The sequence below is a fragment of the Collinsella sp. TF05-9AC genome (genome assembly GCF_003438495.1).
GTDB lineage: Bacteria > Actinomycetota > Coriobacteriia > Coriobacteriales > Coriobacteriaceae > Collinsella.
The window spans coordinates 1-24013 of sequence record NZ_QSSH01000025.1 but is presented as its reverse complement, the minus strand read 5'-3'; the positions used below and the strand labels follow the sequence as shown (position 1 = coordinate 24013).

General features: G+C 59.7%; 24 protein-coding genes and 1 riboswitch. Of the genes, 8 read left to right on the top strand and 16 right to left on the bottom strand.

Features of this window, described 5'->3' with window-relative positions:
* The first annotated feature begins 360 nt into the window (after window positions 1-360).
* Window positions 361-1188 carry a Cof-type HAD-IIB family hydrolase gene (locus DXC52_RS07505; protein ID WP_117746767.1) on the top strand — a complete coding sequence of 276 codons (828 nt, stop codon included), beginning with the start codon at window positions 361-363 and terminating at the stop codon, window positions 1186-1188.
* A gap of 272 nt (window positions 1189-1460) precedes the next feature.
* Here the strand turns inward: DXC52_RS07505 and polA are convergent, their stop codons facing one another.
* Window positions 1461-4211 (bottom strand): DNA polymerase I, encoded by a 2751-nt coding sequence (gene polA / locus DXC52_RS07500; RefSeq protein ID WP_117746766.1) that lies wholly within the window; start codon window positions 4209-4211, stop codon window positions 1461-1463.
* Between the two features lie 166 nt (window positions 4212-4377).
* On the opposite strand from polA, the gene DXC52_RS07495 reads away from it, so the two are divergent.
* Window positions 4378-5775 carry an aminopeptidase gene (locus DXC52_RS07495; RefSeq protein ID WP_117746765.1) on the top strand — a complete coding sequence of 466 codons (1398 nt, stop codon included), beginning with the start codon at window positions 4378-4380 and terminating at the stop codon, window positions 5773-5775.
* Window positions 5776-5876: 101 nt separating this feature from the next.
* Window positions 5877-6686 (top strand): YaaA family protein, encoded by an 810-nt coding sequence (locus DXC52_RS07490; protein ID WP_117746764.1) that lies wholly within the window; start codon window positions 5877-5879, stop codon window positions 6684-6686.
* A gap of 23 nt (window positions 6687-6709) precedes the next feature.
* On the opposite strand, the gene DXC52_RS07485 is transcribed toward DXC52_RS07490, so the two are convergent.
* Window positions 6710-7231, bottom strand: a complete 522-nt coding sequence (locus DXC52_RS07485; protein WP_117746763.1) for a hypothetical protein — start codon at window positions 7229-7231, stop codon at window positions 6710-6712.
* 62 nt (window positions 7232-7293) lie between these two features.
* Window positions 7294-7410: riboswitch (TPP riboswitch) on the top strand.
* Here DXC52_RS07485 and thiC point away from each other — a divergent pair.
* Together thiC and thiD are read left to right on the top strand one after the other, a co-directional pair.
* Window positions 7402-8736: a phosphomethylpyrimidine synthase ThiC gene (gene thiC, locus DXC52_RS07480; protein WP_117746762.1), complete on the top strand. Its 1335-nt coding sequence runs from the start codon at window positions 7402-7404 to the stop codon at window positions 8734-8736. (Overlaps the previous riboswitch by 9 nt.)
* Before the next feature lie 182 nt (window positions 8737-8918).
* Window positions 8919-9749 (top strand): bifunctional hydroxymethylpyrimidine kinase/phosphomethylpyrimidine kinase, encoded by an 831-nt coding sequence (gene thiD / locus DXC52_RS07475; RefSeq protein WP_117746761.1) that lies wholly within the window; start codon window positions 8919-8921, stop codon window positions 9747-9749.
* 61 nt (window positions 9750-9810) lie between these two features.
* On the opposite strand, the gene DXC52_RS07470 is transcribed toward thiD, so the two are convergent.
* The 4 genes from DXC52_RS07470 to DXC52_RS07455 form a co-directional block, all read right to left on the bottom strand.
* A complete protein-coding gene (locus tag DXC52_RS07470; RefSeq protein WP_117746760.1) occupies window positions 9811-10470 on the bottom strand; it encodes a GDSL-type esterase/lipase family protein in 660 nt (219 codons plus the stop codon).
* Between the two features lie 78 nt (window positions 10471-10548).
* Window positions 10549-11670, bottom strand: a complete 1122-nt coding sequence (locus tag DXC52_RS07465; protein ID WP_006234233.1) for a TIGR02452 family protein — start codon at window positions 11668-11670, stop codon at window positions 10549-10551.
* Between the two features lie 138 nt (window positions 11671-11808).
* Window positions 11809-12504: a Bax inhibitor-1 family protein gene (locus DXC52_RS07460; protein ID WP_117746759.1), complete on the bottom strand. Its 696-nt coding sequence runs from the start codon at window positions 12502-12504 to the stop codon at window positions 11809-11811.
* 79 nt (window positions 12505-12583) lie between these two features.
* A complete protein-coding gene (locus DXC52_RS07455; RefSeq protein WP_117746758.1) occupies window positions 12584-12922 on the bottom strand; it encodes a hypothetical protein in 339 nt (112 codons plus the stop codon).
* 250 nt (window positions 12923-13172) lie between these two features.
* Here DXC52_RS07455 and DXC52_RS07450 point away from each other — a divergent pair, with 250 nt between their 5' ends.
* From DXC52_RS07450 to DXC52_RS07440, 3 genes are all read left to right on the top strand, one after another.
* A complete protein-coding gene (locus DXC52_RS07450; protein WP_006234237.1) occupies window positions 13173-14222 on the top strand; it encodes an inorganic phosphate transporter in 1050 nt (349 codons plus the stop codon).
* A gap of 66 nt (window positions 14223-14288) precedes the next feature.
* The gene (locus tag DXC52_RS07445; protein WP_117746757.1) at window positions 14289-14912 is read left to right on the top strand and encodes a DUF47 domain-containing protein; all 624 of its coding nucleotides are present in this window, start codon (window positions 14289-14291) and stop codon (window positions 14910-14912) included.
* Between the two features lie 285 nt (window positions 14913-15197).
* Window positions 15198-15728: a nitroreductase family protein gene (locus DXC52_RS07440; RefSeq protein WP_117746756.1), complete on the top strand. Its 531-nt coding sequence runs from the start codon at window positions 15198-15200 to the stop codon at window positions 15726-15728.
* 166 nt (window positions 15729-15894) lie between these two features.
* Here DXC52_RS07440 and DXC52_RS07435 read toward each other — a convergent pair whose 3' ends face one another.
* From DXC52_RS07435 to DXC52_RS07390, 10 genes are all read right to left on the bottom strand, one after another.
* On the bottom strand, window positions 15895-16569 hold the full coding sequence (locus tag DXC52_RS07435) for a DivIVA domain-containing protein (RefSeq protein ID WP_117746755.1): 675 nt from the start codon (window positions 16567-16569) through the stop codon (window positions 15895-15897).
* A 61-nt stretch (window positions 16570-16630) separates the two neighbouring features.
* Window positions 16631-16876 carry a YggT family protein gene (locus DXC52_RS07430; protein ID WP_227790178.1) on the bottom strand — a complete coding sequence of 82 codons (246 nt, stop codon included), beginning with the start codon at window positions 16874-16876 and terminating at the stop codon, window positions 16631-16633.
* Window positions 16877-16933: 57 nt separating this feature from the next.
* Window positions 16934-17656: a cell division protein SepF gene (locus DXC52_RS07425; RefSeq protein WP_006234245.1), complete on the bottom strand. Its 723-nt coding sequence runs from the start codon at window positions 17654-17656 to the stop codon at window positions 16934-16936.
* Between the two features lie 60 nt (window positions 17657-17716).
* On the bottom strand, window positions 17717-18454 hold the full coding sequence (locus tag DXC52_RS07420) for a YggS family pyridoxal phosphate-dependent enzyme (RefSeq protein ID WP_117746754.1): 738 nt from the start codon (window positions 18452-18454) through the stop codon (window positions 17717-17719).
* A gap of 119 nt (window positions 18455-18573) precedes the next feature.
* Window positions 18574-19431: a PhoU domain-containing protein gene (locus DXC52_RS07415; protein ID WP_117746753.1), complete on the bottom strand. Its 858-nt coding sequence runs from the start codon at window positions 19429-19431 to the stop codon at window positions 18574-18576.
* Window positions 19432-19523: 92 nt separating this feature from the next.
* On the bottom strand, window positions 19524-20327 hold the full coding sequence (gene pstB, locus DXC52_RS07410) for a phosphate ABC transporter ATP-binding protein PstB (protein WP_089571588.1): 804 nt from the start codon (window positions 20325-20327) through the stop codon (window positions 19524-19526).
* Window positions 20328-20339: 12 nt separating this feature from the next.
* Window positions 20340-21245: a phosphate ABC transporter permease PstA gene (gene pstA / locus DXC52_RS07405; RefSeq protein WP_117746752.1), complete on the bottom strand. Its 906-nt coding sequence runs from the start codon at window positions 21243-21245 to the stop codon at window positions 20340-20342.
* Between the two features lie 3 nt (window positions 21246-21248).
* A complete protein-coding gene (gene pstC / locus DXC52_RS07400) occupies window positions 21249-22175 on the bottom strand; it encodes a phosphate ABC transporter permease subunit PstC (RefSeq protein ID WP_117746751.1) in 927 nt (308 codons plus the stop codon).
* 1 nt (window position 22176) lies between these two features.
* Window positions 22177-23013: a phosphate ABC transporter substrate-binding protein gene (locus DXC52_RS07395; RefSeq protein ID WP_055251678.1), complete on the bottom strand. Its 837-nt coding sequence runs from the start codon at window positions 23011-23013 to the stop codon at window positions 22177-22179.
* Complete coding sequence (locus tag DXC52_RS07390) at window positions 23010-23810, bottom strand: polyphenol oxidase family protein (protein WP_117746750.1); 801 nt, start codon at window positions 23808-23810, stop codon at window positions 23010-23012. Before DXC52_RS07390 ends, DXC52_RS07395 begins: the two co-directional genes overlap by 4 nt.
* Window positions 23811-24013: the final 203 nt, after the last annotated feature.

The following is a 24013-nucleotide window of genomic DNA, read 5'->3' as shown; positions in this document are numbered from 1 at the left end:
AGAGACGATTGTTATCGTCGTCGGGAAATTGCGCGCTGGCGTCGGATGGCATTGTCTGCAGTGGTGATGATCTTTACGAACTGCATCTGCCTCTCCTTTCACGTATCGCCGGGCGCAATTCAAATATCGTAAACGGTACCTTTTACTCGGTAAGCGGTTGTTTTTCCGTCTCCGTTTTCGATGGTCGCTATATTACGCTAAAGTGCCCACAGCACAAGCGACAAATTCAAATTTCTGAAAAGTTTTTTCATTACTTTGTGAAGCGTGGTGCAAATACGCACCATTCCTGCGAAAATACGCTCGACTACTAGTTGATGCTTATAACGTCTGAAACAATCTCGAAACGAAAGGCGCATTTTTATGCAAACTTACGAATCGGACGCCAACATCGGCAACATTAAGATTCTCGCCGTCGATATGGACAAGACGCTGCTGACCGACGAGCGTGTGCTGCCCCAGGGTCTTGATGAGCGCCTGGACAAGCTCGCCGACGCCGGCATCGTATTCTGCCCCGCCAGCGGACGTCCCGCCCCCAAGCTCGAGGAGATGTTCGAGGGCATCAAGAACCGCCTCGCCTTTTGTCCCGACAACGGAGCTTGCGTGATCTATCGCGGCAGCTATATCTATAAAAGCAATATTGACGTGGAGCTGTATCAGCAGGTCTTGAACCGTGCCTCGGAGGATCCTCGCGCTGTCCCCGTCCTGTGCTGCTTCGACGAGTTCTACGTGCTTGCCCGCGACCATCAATACCACGACGAGATCAGCGTCTACTACAACACAATCAACTACGTAGACAGCTTTGAGGGCATTGATTTCGAGTCCAACAAGATTTCGGTCTTCTTCCCCGGCTACGACGCCGAGCCCGCTTTCCGCGAGACCTATAGCCCCGAGTTCTCGGACAAACTCTACGTCACCAACGCTGGGCGCGAGTGGATCGACTTTATGAACCTGGGCGTCGACAAGGGCGCCGGCGTCGCTCACCTGTGCGAGCACCTGGGCATCGATATTGCCGATGCTGCCGCCGTGGGCGATACCTACAACGACATCCCCATGCTGGAGCGCGTCGGGCATAGCTTTATCGTGGACAATGCCGAGGAGCACATGAACGCGCACGCCAAGTGGCGCATTCCGAGCAACAACGACGGGGGCGTACTGACGCTCATCGACGCCATCTTGGCGGCTCGTTAATCTATCTCGTCGCCATGCCCGGGGCCGGCCGTTTGATTTTTGCTCGGTCAGGTCCTGGGCTCGCTCGAAGGCCACATTAAGTGGCCTTCGGCTCGTGCGGAATCTACAAAAATCAAACGGCCGGCCCCGGGCATGGCTACGTTGACTTGCTTGCCGCCTGGATGGCGTCTTGGCACCTAGATACTTGGCTGAATTTAATTGAACGAAGGGGGCTCCTTGTTGGCAAGGAGCCCCCTTCTGCTTTTGGTTACTTTGGGGTTGTTGATATGCCTTTATTTGGCATCGGCCCAGGTTATGCCGGTGCTGGCTTCGGCGATTAGGGGGACGCGGAGGTCCACTACGTGTTCCATGACGTCGCGGACCATGGCGGTGAGGCGCTCGACTTCGTCGACGGGGCACTCAAAGTCCAGTTCGTCGTGCACCTGTAAGATCATGTGGGCGGCAAAGCCCTCTTCTTCCAGGCGGCGGCTTACGCGGGCCATCGCGATCTTGATGATGTCGGCGGCGGTTCCCTGCATGGGATGGTTCATGGCCGTGCGCTCGCCAAAGCCGCGGAGTTGCGGGTTTTTGGCCTTGAGCTCCGGAATATGACGACGGCGGCCGTACATGGTCTCGGCGTAGCCCGTCTGCTTGGCGCGTGCCACCACGTTGTCGAGGAACGTGCGCACGCCCGGGTAGGCCTCGTAGTAGCGGTCGATCATGTCGCGTGCCTCGGCCATCGAGATATGCAGCGACTGCGACAGGCCGTAGGCCTGCTGGCCATACACGATGCCAAAGTTCACGGCCTTGGCGCGACTGCGCAGATCGGGCGTTACCTCGGACACCGGCACACCGAACACGCGCGCCGCCGTCTCGGCATGGAAGTCCTCGCCCTCGTTAAAGGCGCGCACCAAGTGCTCGTCACCTGAGAGATGCGCCAGCAGACGCAGCTCGATCTGCGAGTAGTCCACCGCCAAAAAGACGCTTCCCTCGCCTGCCGAAAACGCCGTCTTGACGGTACGACCCAGCTCCGAGCGCGTCGGGATGTTCTGCAGGTTCGGGTCGCTCGAGGACAGACGCCCCGTTGCCGTGATGGTCTGGTTGTACGTAGTGTGTACGCGACCGTCACCACGGCGTAGCGGGCCCAGCGTGTCCAGATAGGTGGACTTGATCTTAGACTTCTCACGCCAGTCCAAGATCAGACGCACGATTTCGTGGTCACGCGCAAGGTCGCTCAGCACCTTGGCGTTGGTCGAATAATAGCCGCGCTTAGTCTTCTTGAGGCCCTTGGTCGGAAGCCCCATCACATCAAAGAGCACGTGCGACAGCTGCATGGGACTGCCAATATTAAAGGTCTCGTCACCCGCCAGGTCGCGAATACTGCGCTCAACCTCGGTAATCTGGGTCGCCAGACCCTCGGACAGACTGTGCAGACGGTCGGGGTCCACGAGCATGCCCGCGCGCTCCATCTTGGCAAGTACCGGAACGAGCGGCATCTCGATGCCATCGAACACGTTGGCGGCATTCTCACGGGCCATGCACTCGCGCAACGGTGCCACGAGCGCCAGCGTCAGAGCCGCAGTACGGGCGGCAGGCGCCGGAGCGTCCTCACCGGCACCCTCTGCGCCGCGCGCCGCAGGCAGCGCCATCTGCAGATACGTATCGGCAAGATATGCCTCATCGAACTCGGAGCGATCGGAATCCAGCAGATAGGCAGCGACCACGGTATCGAAGATACGCGTGGAATCGGTAGCGAGCGGATCCATGAGCTCGGGCTCAGAAGAATCGACGGGCGAAAGCTCGTGCAACAGCGCCTTCATATCCGGGCTCGCCACGCGACCCTCCATAAACAGACGCGCGAGCACGCCGGTAATCACGCCGTGAACGAAGTTGAAGCCCTCAACCTCAGCCGCCGCACAGCTGTCGCCCTCCTCGAGCGCGAACAGGCCCTTGGACGTCGCCAACCACAGCGTGCGCGTCAGTCCAAAGAGCGCGCCCTCTTCCTTGTCGTCGTCCACCACGGCGGCGACCCACTCGCCGGCATCAATCGCGCGGGAGACCTCAGCCGCAACGGCACCAAGCGCGTCGGCATCGCCGGCGGCTGCGCGAACCATAGCAGGTATCTCAACCACACTGGAGGCAGCAGCAGCCCCGCCCTCGCCGCCGACCAGCGCCAAGAAACGGTTCTGCATGGCGGTGATACCAAGTGTGCCCAGCGCCGCGGACACTTCGTCGGCAGAAAACGCCGGGAAGGACGTTTCGTCAAAGTCGAGCTCGACGGGCGCATCGGTGCGAATGGTTGCGACCTTGCGGCTCAGCAGCGCATCGTCGATGTGCGCACGCAGGTTCTCGCCCATCTTGCCCTTGACCTCGTCGGCATGCGCGATGACCTCGTCCAAGCTGCCGTACTGTGCGATGAGCGCGCTCGCCTTTTTGGGGCCGATGCCCGGTACGCCGGGAATGTTGTCCGACGTATCGCCCTTTAGACCGTAAAAATCGGGCACGAGCGCCGGCGTAATGCCGTGATACAGGTCGTCCACGCTCTCGGGCGTCATGATCGCCACGTCGGACAGGCCCTTGCGGGTCGAGACCACGTTGACGTGCTCGGTCACGAGTTGATACATGTCGCGGTCGCCGGTCACCAGCAGCATGTCGCAGCCGGCCTCTTCACCCAGGCGCGCCATGGTTCCCAGGATATCGTCGCCTTCCCAGCCCTCGGACTGCAGAATCGGCACGTTGAGCGCGGTGAGCAGCTCCTTGATCATCGGAAACTGCGCATGCAGATCGGGGTCCATGGGCGGGCGTTGCGCCTTATACTGCGGCAGCATCTCCATGCGCACGCGCGGTTTGCCCTTGTCAAACGCCACGACCACACCGTCGGGGTTAAAGGCATCGATCATCTTGAGAAACATGTTCAGAAAGCCGAAGATCGCGTTGGTGGGGCGGCCGTCCGGCGCATTCATGGTGGGCGGCACGGCGTGGAAGGCGCGGTGCATGAGCGAGTTGCCGTCGATAACGGCAAAGGTGCGGCGCTTGTCAGACATATTGAATACCTCGCTTTGGGCTGGGCACGGTTTGCTCACTCCAGTTTACACGCTCCCCGCCCCGCGGCCACCGCACATCAGGCTTCCCTGCCGCCGCGCGCCCGTGCGTGATACGATGGCTCACGGTACATTAACCAGCACGATCGATCCGAAAGGAGCCTGCGTCATGGAGCGTCCCTGCGCATGGAAAAAGTACACGCCACAGCAAGTCGAGGAGCTCGAGGAGCTTTGCCGCGGCTATAAGCAGTTTTTGAGCGAGAACAAGACCGAGCGCCTGTGCGTCAAGACCGGTATCAAGATGGCCGAGGAGGCGGGCTACGTCAATCTGGAGACCGTGATCACCGAGGGCCGCGCGCTCAAGGCCGGCGACAAGGTGTACGCCGCCAACCACGGCAAGGACCTTATGCTCGTCAACCTGGGCACCGCCCCGCTCGAGCAGGGCTTTAACATCCTGGGCGCCCACGTGGACTCGCCGCGCCTGGACCTCAAGCAGAACCCCGCCTTCGAGGCCGGCGACATGGCCTACCTCGACACGCACTACTACGGCGGCGTCAAGAGCTACCACTGGGTGGCCTCCCCACTTGCACTCGTGGGCGTCATCTGCAAAAAGGACGGCACCACCGTCGACATCAACATCGGCGACAAGGCAGACGATCCGGTCTTTACCATCTCCGACCTGCTGATCCACCTCTCGAGCGAGCAGATGGCCAAGCCCGCCAAGGACGCCGTCGACGCCGAGATCCTCGACGTGATCGTGGGCGGCCGTCCCGTCAAGTTCGATGAGGACGACAAAGACGCTCCCAAGGAGCCCGTCAAGCAGATGTTCCTGGATATCCTCAAGGAGCAGTACGACGTCGAGGAGGAGGACTTCCTCTCCGCCGAGATCGAGGTCGTGCCCGCCGGCCCGGCCCGCGACATGGGCCTCGACCGCTCCATGATTCTGGGCTATGGCCACGACGACCGTGTCTGCGCCTATCCGTCCATGCTCGCCCAGATCGACGTCGCCAACGTGGAACGCACGAGCATCACACTCATCGTCGACAAGGAGGAGATCGGTTCCGTGGGCGCCACCGGCATGACGAGCCGCTTCTTCGAGAACACCGTCGCCGAGATCATGACGCTCGCCGGCGAGGATAGCCCGCTGGCCCTGCGCCGCGCGCTCGCCCACAGCCGTATGCTCTCCTCCGACGTGTCCGCCGGCTTCGACCCGGGCTACGCCGGCAAGTTCGAAACCAAGAACGCAGCCTTTATGGGTCGCGGCCTGTGCTTTAACAAGTACACGGGCAGCCGCGGCAAGGGCGGATCTAACGACGCCGACGCCGAGTACGTGGCCCTCGTCCGCGACATCATGGACGAGGCGGGCGTGGACTTCCAGACCTGCGAGCTCGGCCGCGTCAACGCTGGCGGCGGCGGCACCATCGCATACATCATGGCCAAGTACGGCATGAACGTCATCGACTCCGGCGTTGCCGTCCTGTCCATGCACGCCCTGTGGGAGGTCGCTAACAAGGCCGATATCTACGAGGCCTATCGCGGCTACAAGGCCTTCCTCGAGCGCGCCTAACCGATCCTTCATCAGTTGCGGTGAAATACGGACTAAACTGGCCCATAAACGGCCAAAACAGACCGTATTCCACCGCAACTTTTTTTGGCAGAGGAGAGTTCATGCTCCAGGTCATCGTTTCACCCGCCAAGCAAATGCGCGCGGCACAAGATGCTTTTGAAGTTCAGGGGATTCCGCCCTTTGCGCGCGAGACCGCTCAGCTGCACCATGCGCTCTTGGACATCGAACGAACCGAAGGCGACAGCGGCCTACAAGCTCTGTGGAACGTCAGCGACAAGCTGCTGGCCCCTTGTCTCGACATTTTGCATGAGTTCGAGCCCATCTTGGGGAACGGCGATCTCGACAATCCCGCACTCGCCCGTCACCTCTCCCCCGCCATCATGTCCTATCACGGCATTCAGTACCAGAGCATGGCACCCGAGGTGATGGATTCAGTGCAGCTCGCATGGCTGCAAGACCATCTGTGGATCCTCTCCGGCCTCTACGGGTGCGTTCGTCCCTTCCATGCCGTCGAACCGTATCGACTGGAGATGGGCGCGAAGCTCGCCGTTGACGATGCCCAAGACCTCTACGCGTTTTGGAGCGACAAGCTCGCGCGGGCTATCGCCCCGGCAGGCTCAAACACCACGATCGTCAATCTCGCCAGCGTAGAGTATGCCAAAACCGTTCTGCCCCACCTCGCGGACGACGCCATGGCCGTCACATGCCTTTTTGGCGAGGGTATCCGCAACGGCAAGCCCATCCAGCGCTCGACCGCCAGCAAAAAGGCGCGCGGCTCCATGGTGCGGTGGATGGCAGAAAACAAGCTCGAGGATGCAAGCGAACTTACCGCATTCAACATCGGCTATCGGCACATCCCCGAGCTTTCAGACAAAAACACCCTGGCATTCATGAACGCGCAGGCACAATAGGCCCGCCGTTTCCAAACGCCCCGTTACTCCGCCAAGCCATCGGCCTTTGCAATCTCGCTCGTTGAGCCATCTTGGTAGGTAACCTTAACGCGCTCTACGTCGGATACCGTAACGCCCGACGGAGGTTCCAGACGCCACTCCGTCAGAGCGATATCCATGGTCGTGGGCACATCGCCCTGATCTTTGAGCTCCACCGTCAGTGTTTTGAGCGCCTCATCAAACGTCACGCGTTCGATTTCTTCACCTGGAATGGACCCACCACTCAGCTGCAACTGCACAAACTCATCGCGCGGGTACCAATAATCGCCCGGAATGGCGAGCGTATTGGCATTACCGCCAGTACTCCTCACCGTCATAATCGGTAGGCTATCATCAGCCTCGAACTCCCATGCAGCGCCGCCGCGACCACCAAACGTCCAGATACAACAGGCAATCACCAACACGGCAAGCACCGCAAAACCAATCGCGACCAACCCATGGTGCGCACGGCTTTCCTCGGCCGATACATCCCATTGCGTCTCTCGATATAGATGCTTGTCTTCCATGTTCGCCTCCCCACGGGCACGCTCGTTGGCCCAATCGTACCCATTCAGGCTATACTTGAGCCCATGACATAACGGGGAGCTTGCAGGACAAGACGGCAGGCTGAGACTGGGCGCGCCCGCCCTGACCCGCAAACCTGATATGGGTAATGCCAACGAAGGGAGCCGTGCCAATGAGCACACAGACCGAGCCCAAGCTCGTCACGCAAATCGACTTCGCCCGCGCCGGGCAGATCACACCGCAGATGAAAGAGGTCGCCGAGCGCGAGCATCGCGACCCCGAGTACATCCGCAAGCGCGTGGCCGACGGTCGTATCGCCATTCCCGCCAATATCGTGCATATCAAAAAGGGCATGCGCGCCTTTGGTGTTGGCGAGGGCCTGTCCACCAAGGTCAATGTGAACCTGGGCATCTCGGGCGACAAGGCCGATGCCGCCGAGGAATGGAAGAAGGTCAAGATCGCCGAGGACTTTGGTGCCGACGCCATCATGGACCTCTCCAACTCGGGCAAGACACGCCAGTTCCGCCAGCAGCTCATCGACGAGACGCCGCTCATGGTGGGCACCGTCCCCATGTACGATGCCATCGGCTACATGGAAAAGCCGCTGGTCAAGCTGACCAAGGACGATCTGCTCGAGGTCGTGCGCGCACATGCCGAGGACGGCGTGGACTTTATGACCATCCACTGCGGCATCAACAAGTCGGTCATAAAGACCTTTAAGGAGACCGGCCGCCTGATGAACATCGTTAGCCGCGGCGGTTCGCTGCTGTTTGGCTGGATGGAAGTCACCGGCAACGAGAACCCGTTCTACGAGTTCTACGACGAGGTGCTTGAGATCTGCCACGAGTACGACGTGACGATCTCGCTCGGCGACTCCTGCCGCCCGGGCTGCCTCTACGACTCCAACGACGCCACCGAGACCGCCGAGATGATCGAGCTGGGTAAGCTGTGCAAGCGCGCTTGGGCCGCCGGCGTCCAGGTCATGGTCGAGGGCCCCGGCCACATGGCGCTCGACGAGATCGCCGCCAATATGAAGCTGCAGAAGCGCCTGTGCCACAACGCCCCGTTCTATGTGCTGGGACCGCTGGTGACCGATATTGGCGTGGGCTACGACCACATCACAGCCGCCATCGGTGGCGCCATCTCGGCGAGCTCCGGCGCCGACTTCCTGTGCTACGTGACACCCGCCGAGCACCTGTGCCTGCCCAATGCCCAGGACGTCCTCGACGGTCTCATGGCCACCAAGATCGCCGCACACGCCGCCGATATCGCCAAAAAGGTGCCCCATGCCCGCGACATGGACGACAAGATGGGCCAGGCGCGCCGCAAGCTCGACTGGGACGCCATGTGGAAGTGCGCGCTCGACCCGGTTACGGGCAAGAAGCGCTACGAGGAGTCCCCCGCCGCCACCGAGGGCACTTGCACCATGTGTGGCAAGATGTGCGCCGTCCGCACCGTCAACAAAATCTTCGAGGGCACCACGATCGACCTCGGCATGGAGGACTAGCCCTGTCGCCGCGGCCGCTTCTGGCGGCGAGCCGGTGCCCGTCAATTGTTGACGTGTGAACATTTGCTTACATTTACGTAAAGATTGCATCGCCCGCCCGGGCTCGACATAGAGTCGGCCCGGGCATCTTTATAATGCTTGCTTAAAGACCCATTTGAATCCGACCGAACAAGGGAGCGAACATGGATCGTAGTAGGGTACCTGCCGTTCTGTCCATCGCAGGATCTGATTCCAGCGGTGGCGCCGGCATTCAGGCCGACATCAAGACCATCACGGCGCACCGCCTGTATGCCGAGACGGCCATCACCGCCATCACAGCGCAAAACACCTTGGGCGTTACCGCCGTGCAGGATATCTCGCCAGATATCGTAGCCGCGCAAATAGACGCCGTTTTTGACGATATCCGCCCCAGCGCCGTCAAGATCGGCATGGTTTCTTCTGTCGAGATTATCGAAGTCATCGCCGACCGCTTGAGCGCCTGGAACGCAACGAACGTGGTCGTCGACCCCGTCATGGTCGCCACCTCGGGCGCGCGGCTGATTGCCGAAGATGCCGCCGAGGCGCTCACCCGCCGCCTGTTCCCGCTAGCGACGGTTATCACGCCCAATATTCCCGAGGCCATGGCACTGCTCGACTATGAGGTCGACTCCGAGCGCACGCAGCAAAATGCTGCCATGCTCCTCACCCGCCGCTTTGGTTGCGCATCCCTCGTTAAGGGTGGGCATCTTGTCAACGAGGCCAACGATGTACTGGCCGAACCCGCGCCACTCGATGACGAGGGCAACCATCTGGGAGATCCACTCACCACGTGGTTCCGCCACAAGCGCATCGAGACCGACAACACGCACGGCACCGGATGCACGCTCTCGTCCGCCATCGCCTGCGCGCTGGCTCAGGGCATGGATCTTGCCGACGCCGTCAACGCCGGCAAGGCCTACCTAACCGGCGCTCTGGCCGCCGGCTTTGACATGGGCAAAGGCTCCGGCCCCGTCAACCACATGTGGCAGTATTAAGATTCGCAGTCCAAAGCCACCGCAAAGGCGCCCGTCCCCTTTGCGGTGGCTTTGGGTCGCGCTACTCACCAAGCATCTCTTGGAGCTTGGCTACCACGGCATGGCCCAGGCTCTCGTGGCTTTCGGGCATCATGTGCAGATAATCGATATCGCCCGGCTCGGCAAACTCCGCTGCATTCAAAAAGTCGCAGCCAAACTGCTCAGCCACATGTGCGTAGTACTCGCCAAAATGCTCCGAGGCCTCGACGGAACGCTCGTCAAAATCGGTCATATATACATCGGCGATTTGCGGCTTGATCTTGATAGGCGCCATCAGCAGAATGCGCGGACAAGGCGCAGCGTCGGTCCACGGAAACGCGCGGACGGCGCGAATCAGCGCCATGGCGCCACGGGCGATATCGGAAGCTGTCACGTTAAAGACCGTCTTACAGTCGTTGGTGCCCAGCATGATCACAATGGCGTCCAGCGGCTTATGGGCCTCGAGCAGCATCGGAAGTGCGCGGATGCCGTTAAGATTGGTGTCCAGATGGCACATGTCGTCGCGTACCGTCGTGCGGCCGTTGAGGCCTTCTTCAATTACATGCCAGCCCTCGCCTAAGTCACGTTGGGCCACGCCGCACCAGCGCACATCCTGCGCATAGCGCACCGCGGTGCCGTCGCGCATGCCCGCCGGATCGTAACCATAGGTGTTGCTGTCGCCAAAGCATAGAACGTTTTTCATCGTAAGCCCCTCGCTCAGTAAAAAGCCGACGGAAGCAGCCTCTCCCGCCGGCTCGACCCATCTGTCAGCACGTACCAATTACAGGTACTTGCGCCAATCGTCCTCGTCCTCATCATCCTCGGTAGCAGCCTGGGTCTGCTCGGCGGCGCGAGCTGCCGCAGCGCGAGCGGCAACCTGGGCATAGGACTCCTCGTTGCGCTCGGGGAAGTTTGCCAGCACGTGCTCGAACTTGGCAAAATCCTCATCCCAGCGCGTAGAAGGCACGGCAAAGAAGACTTGCTTGACCTTAAAGTCGCCCGACGCGAGCTCCTTGCGGAAGAGCTCGGCCACGGCCTCGGCGTCAAAGCCGTTGTTGTCGCAGCCCCAAGCGCCCAGTACGAGCTTCTCGCGACCCAGCTCGTCGCAGATGGCAAGCACAAAGCGAATGCGGTCGCGCAGGGCGTCCAGCAGAGCATCGTCGCTCACGCGATACTCCTGGCGGGCGCGCTTAACGTTGGGCGCGGCGGCCACGATCACGTCGGCGTATGCATGCACGTGGTTGCGGTCGAAGCGCACCGCAGGCACCACCAGCGCACGGTTGCGGTAAAGCTCGCAGTTGATGTTGCGGCGACGGTTCTCGCCGTACCATTTGCGCTGCTTATCGAGAACGTTGTACAGATACGAATCGGCGCACAGCGTGGCCTCCTGGCCCAGATAGCCCTGGATGTAGCCACCGCCCGGGTTGGTGAACGAGGCAAAGGCGAGCACGGCCATGTCGCAGAACTGCGCATAGCCACGACCGTTGTCCAGGATGGCCTGCGTGGCGGAGGCATCGAGCACGGTGACCTCAGGCAGAACCGGAGCGGGCTCCTCAGCAGGCGCGGACTCAGCTTCGGCGATTTCCTCGGCAGGCTCAGGCGCTGCCTCGGTCTCGGGCGCCGTCTCGGTCTCGGCAGCCTCCGCGCCCTCGACGTCCTCGGCAACCTGTTCTTCGGCGGCCACAGCACTCTGAACCTTGGCCTTCATCGCCGCGACAAAACCGGCAGGCATACCATCGAACTCGCACACGCCGGCAAGCGAACGCTCGATATCCTTGGCGCACGCTTCGGACACAGTTGCCACGTGACGCTCGGCGGCCTTGGCACGGGCCTCGCGCTTGGGATTGGGCTGACCCGCTCGGTTGGACCTGCGGTTACGGTTCCTGTTGTCGACGTCTGCCATAAGTGGTCACCTTTCTCGGTCTCTGCCGCTATCGGCTTTTCCCATCCATGATACCCCGCCGCGTACAAAAAAGACGGCCCCGAAGGACCGCCTTTCGCATCGATTTGCACGTACGGCAAGCACCGCCGCAATTCGCCACTAGTCGCGACGGCCGAGGATGTTCAGAATGCGCAGGAACACGTTGATAATATCCACGAACAGATTGGACGCCATGAGCACGGCGTTGGGCAGCGTAGGCGGCACCGTCGTGGCAACATAGGTGTCGTAGCCAATAAAGCCGGCGAACACCACGATCACGATCAGATCGGTGATGGTCTGTGAGACGCCCATGAACATCAGCACGATCTCAACCAGAATAGTAGCGAGCAGAATGCCAAAACCGATGCCATATACGCGCTGGAAAAACTTGGGGAACGTCACGCCCAAGGCGCCAAAGACAAAGGTGATGGCGGCCGTGGCGATAAAGGCAGTGTTGATGGTGGGCAGGTCGTAGTTGGCAAGGCCAAACGACGCGGTCAGGCCAAAGGTGCTCGCAAAGATTACGTAGCCCACAAGGGACAGGCCCACGGACTGCTTGCTGGCGGCGGCCGACATCATGACCATGCCGACGATGGTCAAAATAAACGAGCCAAAAACCAGCGGTAGGGCAGCCCCGCTCATCATCATGCGCGCAAACGACATGGTGCTCGTAAAGTAAGCACCGACGCCCATGGCACAAAAGCCCAAGAAGATGAGGGCAGACATGGCAAGATTATACGCACGCGGCGACATCTCCTTGGCACGGCTTGCGCCGGTCTCGATGGGGCCGTTCTGATAGCCCTGAATATCGTTCATAATTTCGTCCTTTCAGAAGCGCCGCGACAGCGCAGTAGCTGACAAGATTCCTGTCATTGTACCCGAATGCCGTACGTCCTTACCTACGGCGCTCGCCCTCGAGCGTGCGATCAAAGGCCCAGACCCACCAACGCATCACGTGTGCCTGCGAGCCGTCCGCCCGCTCGCGCGTCTGGTCCTCCAGATACAACTCGGTCGCGTGCCCGCCAAAACGCACCTTATAGGTTGCCGTACGGATGCCGTGGACCATCAGGCCAAACCCGGTGGTCGAGATAATTTCGTCAATCGTAAAGCAACGACCGTCGACCCAGCAGACGGTGACCGGCACGACCTGTCCGCCCGCGAGGATGCGAGCCACGACGTCCACATACTGCTTGTGCACGCGCCGAGTTTTGCCGTCTGTCTGTCGATATTCCATGCCTCCTATTATCGAACGCATGTTTGCATGTTGTAAAGCGAACAGACTGTGGTTTTGGAGTGTCGTAGTAATCGCACGTGTCCGCATGGCGTGTTAGCAAAAAGAACACCCGCGGTCAACAGGGCTAATATTCAATTTTAGTGCCAAAAAGTTCACTTCTCCCATCAGAACTCGGTAAAGAGACCCGCAGGAGGTGATACGATTTATCATGTTTTTGTAACGTGTCTGCAAACTTCGAGAAAGCCCATATATGGACGTAACGTTCTCAACCTTCCTCGGCCAAATTGTGTCGAACCCAGTCCTTGCCGTCACCGTGATCCTCGCGTTGGGCGCCATCTTCGTCAATGGGTGGACCGACGCGCCCAACGCCATCGCGACCTGCGTCACTACGCGTTGCATGCCCGCCCGCGCCGCCATTCTCATGAGCGCCGCATTCAACTTCCTCGGCGTGCTCATCATGACGCACTTTAACGCGAGCGTCGCCAACACCATCTCACATATCGTCGACTTTGGCGGAAACAGCACCATGGCGCTCGCCTGCCTATGCGCGGCGCTGTTCTCCATCGTCGTCTACGGCGCCACAGCGTCGCGTTTTGGCATCCCCACCTCGCAAAGCCACAGCCTTATCGCCGGCCTGACCGGTGCCGCCATCGCCCTCGGCGGTGCGAGCAGCGTCAACGTCCACGAATGGATGAAGGTCATCTACGGCCTGGCGCTCTCCATCGGCCTGGGCTTTGTCATGGGCTGGGTCCTGTGCAAGCTCGTCTCGATTCTTTTCGCCGCCGCCAACAGGCGACGTGCCAATGTCTTCTTTAAATACGCTCAGATCGCGAGCGCTGCGGCCATGAGCTTTATGCACGGCGCGCAGGATGGACAGAAGTTCATCGGCGTGCTCTTTTTAGGCGTGGCCTTTGCCAGCGGCCAGACGAGCGTCGGCGATGCAGGCATCCCCATCTGGATTATGCTGCTGTGCTCGGCCACTATGGGTATCGGCACCAGCGTGGGCGGCGAGCGCATCATCAAGTCCGTCGGCCAGAGCATGGTCAAGCTCGAAAAGTACCAGGGCTTCTCCGCCGACCTGGCGGGCGCCGCAAACCTGCTGCTTGCCACCCTTACCGGCATCCCCGTGTCCTCCACCCACATCAAGACCTGCGCCATCATGGGCGTCGGTGCCGTCAAGCGCCTTTCGGCCATCAACTTCGGTGTCGTCAAGGACATGATGTTCACCTGGTTCTTCACCTTCCCCGCCTGCGGACTCATCAGCTTTGTCATGGCCAAGCTGTTCATGATGTTCCTCTAGTCAAACCGAACGTCCATCCGGACTGCATTACCTCGCCCGCCCATCTTCACCTCGAAAGGACCACCCATGGCAAAGAAACCCGATTCGTTCTACTTTGACAACTACGTCGCCTGCGCCGACCTAGCCGTCCAGGCCGCAGAGCTGCTCACCAAGATTTTTGAGAACTTTGATCCCGCGCAAATCCACGACATGCTCGAGGAGATGCATGCGATTGAGCATGCGGCCGACAAGAAGCACCATGAGCTCGAGGATGCCCTGCTCACTGCCTTTATCACCCCGCTTGAGCGCGAGGATCTGGACCTGATGAGTTGCGCGCTCGACACTGTGCTTGACCGTATCGAAGGCGTCGTGCAGCGCGTCTACTTCACCAACATCCAGAGCATCCACCCCGATGCCATTGTCATCGCCCACAAGGTGACCGACGCCTGCCGCGCCATGAAGGACCTGATGGTCGAGCTGCCCAACTACCGCAAGTCCAAGACCCTGCGCGAGCTCGTCATCCAGATCAACACCATCGAATCCGAGGCCGACGAGCTCTACATCAACGCCATGCGCAACCTGCACGTCAATGGCAAGGATCCGCTTGAGGTCATCGCTTGGCGTGACGTGTACGCCTTCTTGGAGTACTGCGCCGACTGCTGCGAGAATGTGGCCGATGTTGTGGATTCGATTGTCATGAAGAACAGTTAATTGGGGGTACGTATCCCACCGGTCGCGGGCCCGACCACTAATACCTTTTTCACTCCGGCTGCAAGCAGAGTCGTTCAAAAGGTATTAGTGGTCGGGCCCGCTCCCTTACGTACCACCATTGGGAACTTTGGCTGAGGGGTTGAGCGTGGTGGGGCCTTTGCTGTGATGGCCCTTGATTGCTCGGGGTTTTACTTTGGTATTCGATGAGCGATTGGCTGATTGCTGCTTTGGGTACTGTTTGGGTTACTTTGGGTTTGTTTGATTTTTAATTGTTGGAGGGCTTGTATGTCTTATTTGGATCTGGCTCGGGCTCGGTATTCTTGTCGTGAGTTTGAAGATCGGGCTGTGGAGCAGGGTGTGGTGGATGCCATTGTTGAGGCTGGGCGTATTGCTCCTTCTGCTTGTAATAACCATCCAACCCGTGTGATGGTGTTGGATACGCCTGAGCTTCTGGAGAAGGCTGCTGCTTGTCAGCCTCGGTTTGCTCGTGATGGGTCTATCTTTGGCGCTCCGCTTATCTTCCTTATTTGCAGCGTTACCGATGATGCTTGGGTGCGCCCGTATGATCAGATGAATTCCAGCGAAATCGATACATCCATCGTTTGCGATCAGATGATGATGGAGGCCACCGAGCAGGGCCTGGGAACGTGCTGGGTATGCCATTTTAAGCCAGAGGTGGCACAGGAGCAGTTCAATCTGCCCAAGGGCGTCTATCCCTATCACATGCTCGTCTGTGGATATCCTGCCGACCACATCGCCGATCCCGAGCATCGCGAGGCCCGTACCATTCCCCTCTCCGACTTCCTCCTCAAGTAGGTTTTGGGACATGCCTTAAAACCTACCCTTGACCGCTCACCCGTTCGCCGAGTTCTGCGCCATTATGTGCAGGGCTCGGTTTTTTATGTTACGCACTCCGGCACAGTCATAAAAAAGGACCCGCAAGCTGCGGGTCCTTTCTAGGCACTAAATTGTAGGCCGAATGTTAGTCCAGGTCGTCGGCAGCAAAGTTGTCGATCGGGGCGAAGGGATCGGCCACGGGGACAACCGGGTCAGCGACGGGCAGCGGCTCGGCGGGAACAGTCACTGCAGGAGAAGCGGCAGAACCGACCGGCGTGGAGGCCATCAGATCGGTCGGGAAGGAATTCTGGGCATCGTCCATGAAGTGCTGGATGAGCTTGAGATACTCGGCCTTGAACTCCTCACGGGAAGCCTTGAGACGATCGATCTCCTCGAGCTCGGCCTGCTTCTCGGTCAGAGCCTGGCGGATAACCTCGCGGGCCTTGGCGTCAGCCTCGTTGCGGATACGCTCAGCGTTCTCGTTGGCATCGTTGACGATGGTCTCAGCGGTCTGCTGGGCAGCGATCAGGGCAGCGGAAATCTGGCGCTCCTGAGCGGAGAAGTCAGGGGCGGGAGCAGCCACGGGGGCGGCAGGAACGGCCTGGGCGGTGGCATCCTGAGCCTGGGCAAGCTGAGCCTGCGCATCGGCAAGCTGCTGCTCGGTAGCAGTCAGACGACCCTTAAGGTCGACGATCTTAGCGAGCATAGCGTCAACCTCGGAGGACAGCGTCTCCAAGAAGACGTCGACCTCAGCAGGATCGTAGCCACGCTTGGCCTCAGAGAAAGTCTGAGCCTGGATGTCTGCAGGGGTAATAGCCATAACAAGTCTCCTTTTTCATCGCCTCGGCGCTACACGCCCGACGTAAGTTACTAAGTCAGTTCTACACGAGTATACCTATAAGAAGCTGCAGAACCAGCCTCTGCACCAACTGCAACGCAATAATCGCAACGACCGGCGAAAAATCGATACCGCCCATCGGCGGGATGAAACGACGGAACAGGTTGAGCCACGGACCGCACACGCTATCAAGCACCGCGGCAATATCCTGAAGCAAACCACCCTGCTTCATGGGAATCCACGTCATAAAGCAGTAGACGACAATGAGCGTGGAATAGAAGTTGAACAGCGTGTTGACCAGCTGGACGATAGTGTAGATGTTGATGGGAATCTCCTCGTCTTGTCTTTACTTAAGGTAGCCGTCGGCACGAAGCTTCTTGAGATCGGAATCTTTGACCTCGCAACCGGCGGGCAGCACCATGAACACGCGGTCGCCCACCTCCTTGACCGTGGCACCCAGACCGCAGGCAAAGCCGTAAGAGAAGTCCAAGACGCGCTTGGCAACTTCGGTGCGTACGCCCACAAAAATCAGTGCGACAGGCTGCTTGGTGCGAACGCGGCGCACCACGGTCTCCACGTCGTCATAGCTCTCGGGGCGCAGGACATAGGCCGGCAGCTGCGGCGTGGCGTTGATGATATTGCTCGCATAGGCCGAGGCATCGCTCGGTGCAGGCGCGGGTGCAGCGGCGGCACGGGCGCGGGTATTCTCGGCGTAGCTCGACGGCGTGTCATAGGCACCAGGACGATAACCGCTCGCAACACTGTCCTGCGAGCGCGAAGGCGGGTTATACGTCGTGGCATGGCGGGAGTCATCGCCGACCAGCTGACCGGAGCGCGTATACACGGCAACCGACTCAGCTTCACCGCGGCGCGTCTGGCCAAGCAGGCCGTTGCTCGGCTCGTCTTGGGTGTAGAAGCCCTCGCCCGAAGCACCACTGTAGCCGTTGTTCTGATAGCCATCGTCGTAGCCGTCATCGTAGCCGTAGTCGTCGTCCTGGCCATAACCCTGGTCGTAACCCTGCTGGCCGCCCAGGTGCATCTTATTTTTAATCTCGTCAAGGAAGCCCATGGTTGTGTCCTCTCGCGGTTTAGTGCAGGCGCCCCGATAATCAGTGCGCACTTCAGAGCCTTATTTTACTGCAAACTCCGGGCTAAATACTACCCTGCCCAGGCGAACGAGCGTAGAGCCCTCCTCAAGGGCAGACTCAAAGTCCTCGCTCATACCGCAGGAAAGCTCAGGCAGGTTCAAATCGGGATGCGCCGCCTCCAGCTCATCCCTCAGCTCACGAAGCCCCGCAAAGGTGCGGCGTGCCACATCCTTATTCCCCCGGGGCGCCATAGTCATAAGCCCCTGTACGCAAATTCCCTCAAGTTCTGCAAGCTCACCCGCGGCGGCGCGAATCTCATCGGGTGAAAAGCCTCCCTTCGACTCCTCACCACTCACATTGACCTCAATGAGCACACGCTGGGGGCCGACGAGCTCGCCTGCCTCAATCTTGCGAACAGCACGGCTCGAGATCGCCTGCGCCAGATGCAGCGAACCCACCGAGTGAATCAGCTCGGCTGAGCCCAGCACCGCATTGATCTTATTGGTCTGCAGGTTGCCGATCATATCGAAGCGCACCTCGGGCAGCTCCGGATGCTCCGCCAGACCCGTGAGCTTGCGAACCAGCTCCTGCGGGCGGTTCTCGGCAAAATGGCGATACCCCGCCTGGATGGCGGCAACGGTCTCATCGACACCAACGGTCTTGGACACGGCAATGAGGCTCGCGGCGTCGTGGGGACGGCCCGCGCGATCGAGCGCCGCATAAAAACGTTCCAGAATCTGCTCGCGGCGAGCGCGCATCAAGTCCAAATAGTTATCCATTGCCAATCGCCTCCGCTGACAGCCAAACAAGTAGTCCCATGCTAACGCAAGAGCGCGGCCCCGCATGTGCAAGGCCGCGCTCACTTAGGTATTTACAATCTTTCGACGAACGGGGTTACTTACTCCTCGTCGTCCTCGCCATCGTCCTCATCCTCAAGATGATCGAGCAGGTAGCGAAGACCCCCGCTGACCTCGTTAACGGGCACCTTGGCAACGTAGCGTGCATCGACGGCGGGCCTCATGATAACACCCTCGCCCGAAGGCACGCGCATGCTCTCGAGCTCATCCTCATCAGTGCAGGCGATATCACCGGCAGTCATACGCTGTCCGGTCAACAGGAAGGTCAGACGGCAGGCGGCATCGATGGAAATCGAGGCGATGCGATCGAGATAGCGCGATACCATGATGGCGCGGCGCAGGTCGTCATAGTTGCTGTCGTCGTCCATAAAATCGCCCGTGTCCATGCGGTTAAAGGTGCGGAAGAACTTCTCGTAGGCGGCGTGCACTGGCTCGTCCTCGACGGCCAAGTTGCAGATGATGGACATGTCGTTGGTGACGAGCGCAGAAAGCGAAGAGCCCAGTACCTGGTAGACGGCCTCAGCCTCGGCCTCGACCGTGCCGACAAGCTCCTTGGGCAGCGAGATGTCGGCCTTGATCATATGACGCGTGGCGCGGCAAATCTGGCGAACCTTATCGGTCATGCGCTGCAGGTTAAAGTCGACGTAGATGATCGTCTGCAGCAAGCGGAAGTCGGAGGCGACCGGTGACTGCGTGGCAATCAGGTTGTAGCAGACGGCCTCCAGGTTGGCGCAGCGTGCGTCAATCGAAAGCGTGCGCTTCTTGGTCTTGGTGGCGAGCTTGCGGTCGTCGGTCACATAGGCCTTCACGGCATCGTGGAGGGCCAGATCGACGGCCTCGTAGATGCTCAGCATCTCGTGGCGGGCCTCGATGAGCTGACGGGAAAACAGTTTGCGCATGGTTCACTCCAATCAGTTGGGTGCGGTCATGCCGCCCGCACAGTGAATACGCACCGGACCAGGTCCGATCGACTTGGGACTAGTCGCATCGATCAGCCAAAGCGGCCGGTGATATAGTCTTCCGTCCGCGAGTCCACCGGGCTGGTAAAGATCGCGTCGGTTTGACCATACTCGATAAGCGTGGCGGGCTCGCCGGCAACTTCCTGCAAGAAGAACGCAGTGTAGTCACTGATACGAGCTGCCTGCTGCATTGAATGCGTGACGATGATAATCGTCATCTCGGGCGCCAGCTCGGCCATCAGATCCTCGACCTTAGAGACGGACGTGGGGTCGATGGCGGAGCAGGGCTCGTCCATCAGAAGGACATCGGGTTGCACCGCAAGCACGCGCGCGATGCACAGACGCTGCTGCTGACCGCCCGAGAGCGCCAAACCATCCTTGTTGAGCTGATTGGATACCTCTTTCCAGAGGTTGGCGCGCTTGAGCGATTCTTCCACGATGTCATCGAGGTCACTTTTGCTAGTCACGCCCTGCAGACGAGGGCCAAAGGCGACATTCTCGTAGATGGATTTAGGAAACGGGTTGGGCTGCTGAAAGATCATGCCCACGCGACGACGGAGATCGACCGGGTCGACACCCTCGGCATAGATATCGTTGCCGTCGAGCGTCATGGTGCCCTCGACGCGCGTACCCTCGATCAGGTCATTCATGCGGTTGATGCAGCGCAAAAACGTCGATTTGCCGCAGCCCGAAGGGCCAATAAACGAGGTGATGGCGTTTTTGGCGATGTTGAGGTCAAGCCCCGTCAGCGCATGAAAGTCACCGTACCAAAAGTTGAAATCCTTGGCCGTAATGGCCGCTTGCTCCAACGTGGGAGCGGACTGATAAACGGACATGGGACTCCTTAACTAGCGACGCTTGCGCGACAGGAAGCGCGCAAACAGGTTGAAGGCCAAAATGATCACCATCAGCAAGAGCGCGGTGCCGTAGGCTGCGTTCATGTTGATGCCGTCGTTGGCAAGCAGGTACAGATGGACCGTCATGGGGCGGCCGGAATCGAGCGGCGAAATAGGTAGATTGATGGCTTGGCCCATGGTGTAGAGCACCACCGCGGTCTCGCCAATGGCACGGCCGATGGCGAGGACGATGCCCGTGGCAATACGGCCAAAGGCAGAAGGAAGCACGATCTTGGAGACAACCTGCCACTTGGTGGCGCCCAGGCCGTACGCGCCCCAACGGATATAGCGCGGAACGGCGCGAATGGCCTCTTCGGTGGTGCGCATGACGATGGGAAGCATCAAGAGCGCGAGCGCCAGAGCGGCCGAGACCATCGAAAGGCCCAGACCCATGGCCTCGACAAACAAGGCGTAGCCAAACAGGCCCATAACGATGGAGGGCACCGAGGCCAAAGCGTCAGCAGCGTAGCGAATGAGCTCGACGACCTTGCCCTGCTTGGCGTACTCGGCCAGATAGACGGCTGCCAGCACAGCGATCGGCGTGCAGATAAGCATGGCGAGCGCCGTCACGTAGACGGTCGAGACGATCGTGGGCCAAATACCGCCCTCGGCGTTGACGCCCTGGGGCCAACCGAAGATAAAGTCGAGCGAGATGTGTGGCAGGCCGTTGATGACCACGTAGGCGATGATAGCGACCAGCACCAGCGTGGTGATGTATGCCGCGGCACGGAACACGCCAAGCATGATCTTGTTGGACAGGTCCTTGTTGATGCGGCCCTTCTTGCCGTGGGAAAGGGCACGCTTGATGCGCTCGCGCGACGAGGTCGTATTGACCGTCGCGTCAACGGAATCGGACATAGCCTACCCCCTCTTCTTCTTGGAAATCAGACGGACGATGCCCACCAGCGTGGCGGAGATGATAAACAGGACCACGCCCATGCCGAACAGCGCCGAGCGATGCAGACCCGAGGAATAGCTCATGTCGAGCGCGATCTGACTCGTGAGCGTCGAGATGGGGCTCGCGATGCTGTCGGGAATAACCGGGGCGTTACCCACGACCATGAGCACGGCCATGGTCTCTCCGATGGCACGGCCCATACCCAGCACGATGGCATCCACGATACCCAGCTTAGCGGCAGGTAGCACGACCTTATAGATGGTCTGCCACTTAGTAGCACCCATGGCATACGATGCCTCGCGAATACCCATGGGAATGGAATTGAGGGCATCGATGGTAAGCGTAGTGATGGTAGGGACGATCATGATGGCGAGCACGAACCACGCCGTCAGCGCACCAAAACCAAGACCACCGGTCAGTTGCGCGATAAACGGACGGATAATGATCATGCCAAAGAAACCATAGATGATAGAAGGGATGCCGGCCAACAGGTCAACGGCAGGGCTGATGAGCTTGCGCACGCGCTTGCCGGCGATCTCGACCAGGTACACGGCCGTACCCACACCTAGCGGCACGCCCATGGCGAGCGCACCGACGGTCACCAGACCTGAGCCGGCAAGCAGCGACATGATGCCGTAGTGGCCCTCAGAGGGCGCCCACGTAAAGCTAAAGAAGTCCGCCAGACCGATGCCAGTAAAGACGGGCAGCGCCGAGTACGTGGTAAAGACAAAAATCAGGATGACGGTAACGACCGCCAAGAACGCGCAGGCAAAGAAGATCCACTTCAGCGCCTTCTCCTTGATATAAGTACTGCGCGATACGAGCGCCAGCTCGCGCTTCTTGGGCGCCTGAACATTCTGCTCAGTCTGGGAGTTTTCCTGTGCTTCCATGCTACTCACTCCCCTTCTCGTCGTTGGTGACGGGGATAAAGCCCGCCTCGCGAATCTGCTTGTCCATCTTTTCGGACGTCACGTAGTCGATGTAATCCTGCGCCTGCTGCGAAGGCGCACCCTTCACAAAGAAGTAAAGGTCGCGTGAGATGGGATAGCCGCCGCTCGCGACCGTCTTCTCGGACGCCTCAACATGATTGACCGAGACGGCCTTGACCGAGGTCTTGGCGTTGAGGCTATCGACGAAGCCCAGCGAAATGTAGCCAATGGCACCGCGCGAACGAGATACCACGTCGCGCACCTGGCCCGTGCCCGAAAGAACGGCCGAGCGGCGATCGAACGGCGTGCCGTCCATCACGATGGTACGAAAGGCCTCACGCGTGCCGGACGCCTCATCTCGGTTGATAACCTGAATCCTCAGGTCCTCGCCACCGACCTCTTTCCAATTGGTAATCTTGCCGGCGTAGATATCGCGGAGCTGCTCGGTCGAGAGGTTATCGACGGGGTTGTCGTCGTTCACGATGACCGCAATACCGTCGTGGGCAATGACGATGGGAGTCAGGCCCAGATCCTGTTCGTCGGCATTGAGTCCACGGGAGGAGCTGGCGATATCGGCCGTGCCGGCGCTGACGGCCTCGATGCCTGCGGAAGAACCCAAACCGGAAACGAGCACGTCGATGCCGGTCTCCTCCTTAAAGCCCTCGGCCGCAATCTCGGCGATAGGAAGGCAGGTCGTGGAGCCGGCCACGGTAATGGAAGAGGTCGAAGATCCCGAAGAACAGGCGCACAGCGTAAGCGTAAGCACAGCAGCGCTCAGGACCGATACGATCTTTCTCATAGCATCACGCCGATCGCAGCATGGCGCCCACAGGTGCCGTTCTCGTTACGGTAGGAATAAAAGCGGTCGTTCTGACGCACAGTCGAAAGCTGGGTATCCACGATATTATCCGCGTCGACACCGACATCTACCAGCGCCTCGCAAATGGCAGCGGAAAGATTGAGCATGCGAGAGGTGCTCGCATCGATGCACGAGAACTCGGCGGCAAAGCGATCCATGAGTTCCTGGGATACCTCATATTCGTCACCCAAGATATGGGGGCCGATATAGGCGGAAACGTCGCTCGCATCGCAGCCGGCAGCATCGCAAAGCGCCTGGCACGCCTTGGCAGAAATACGTGCAATCGTGCCCTTCCAACCGGAGTGCACCACGGCAAATCCGCCAGGGGCCACCAGCACCACGGGAACGCAGTCGGCAAAGCAGAGCAGCACGGGCACGTTATGCGCCGTACAGACGATGGCATCGCAGCCCTCGGCAATCTGCTCGCGGACGTCCTCAAGGTCATCGGCGCCGTTCGAGGTCACCGCAACGATATGGTCACCATGGACCTGATTGGGAACGAGCAAGTTGTGCTCGCACTCGGCGGCACCCATAGCCTCGAGCACGCGACGACGATTTTCTTGAACAGCAAAGGGGTCATCGCCAACATGCGAGCCCAAATTGAGTGAGGAGTACGCATCTTCGGAAACACCACCGGCGCGCTCGGTGAAGGCAAAGCGAACATCGGATGTCGCGCCTTCCACCAACGTAACTCCATCATGGTCGACACGCGAAACGTTGTCCGCACGTGCTGCCATACTAAAGCCTCCTAATAACACAAGTACCGCGGCATCGCCGCTACAGCCCGCGTTTATACGGCTGTCATACTTCTCTAAAAGGATACCTGCTGCACTGGAGGCAATCGTAAAGGGAACGTAAAGAGATTGGAGGTTCTAGTTTACAAAGTCGAAATCAGAACCACCCTTAAAAAGGGTGGTTTGCTCTTAGGGTATAACCCACG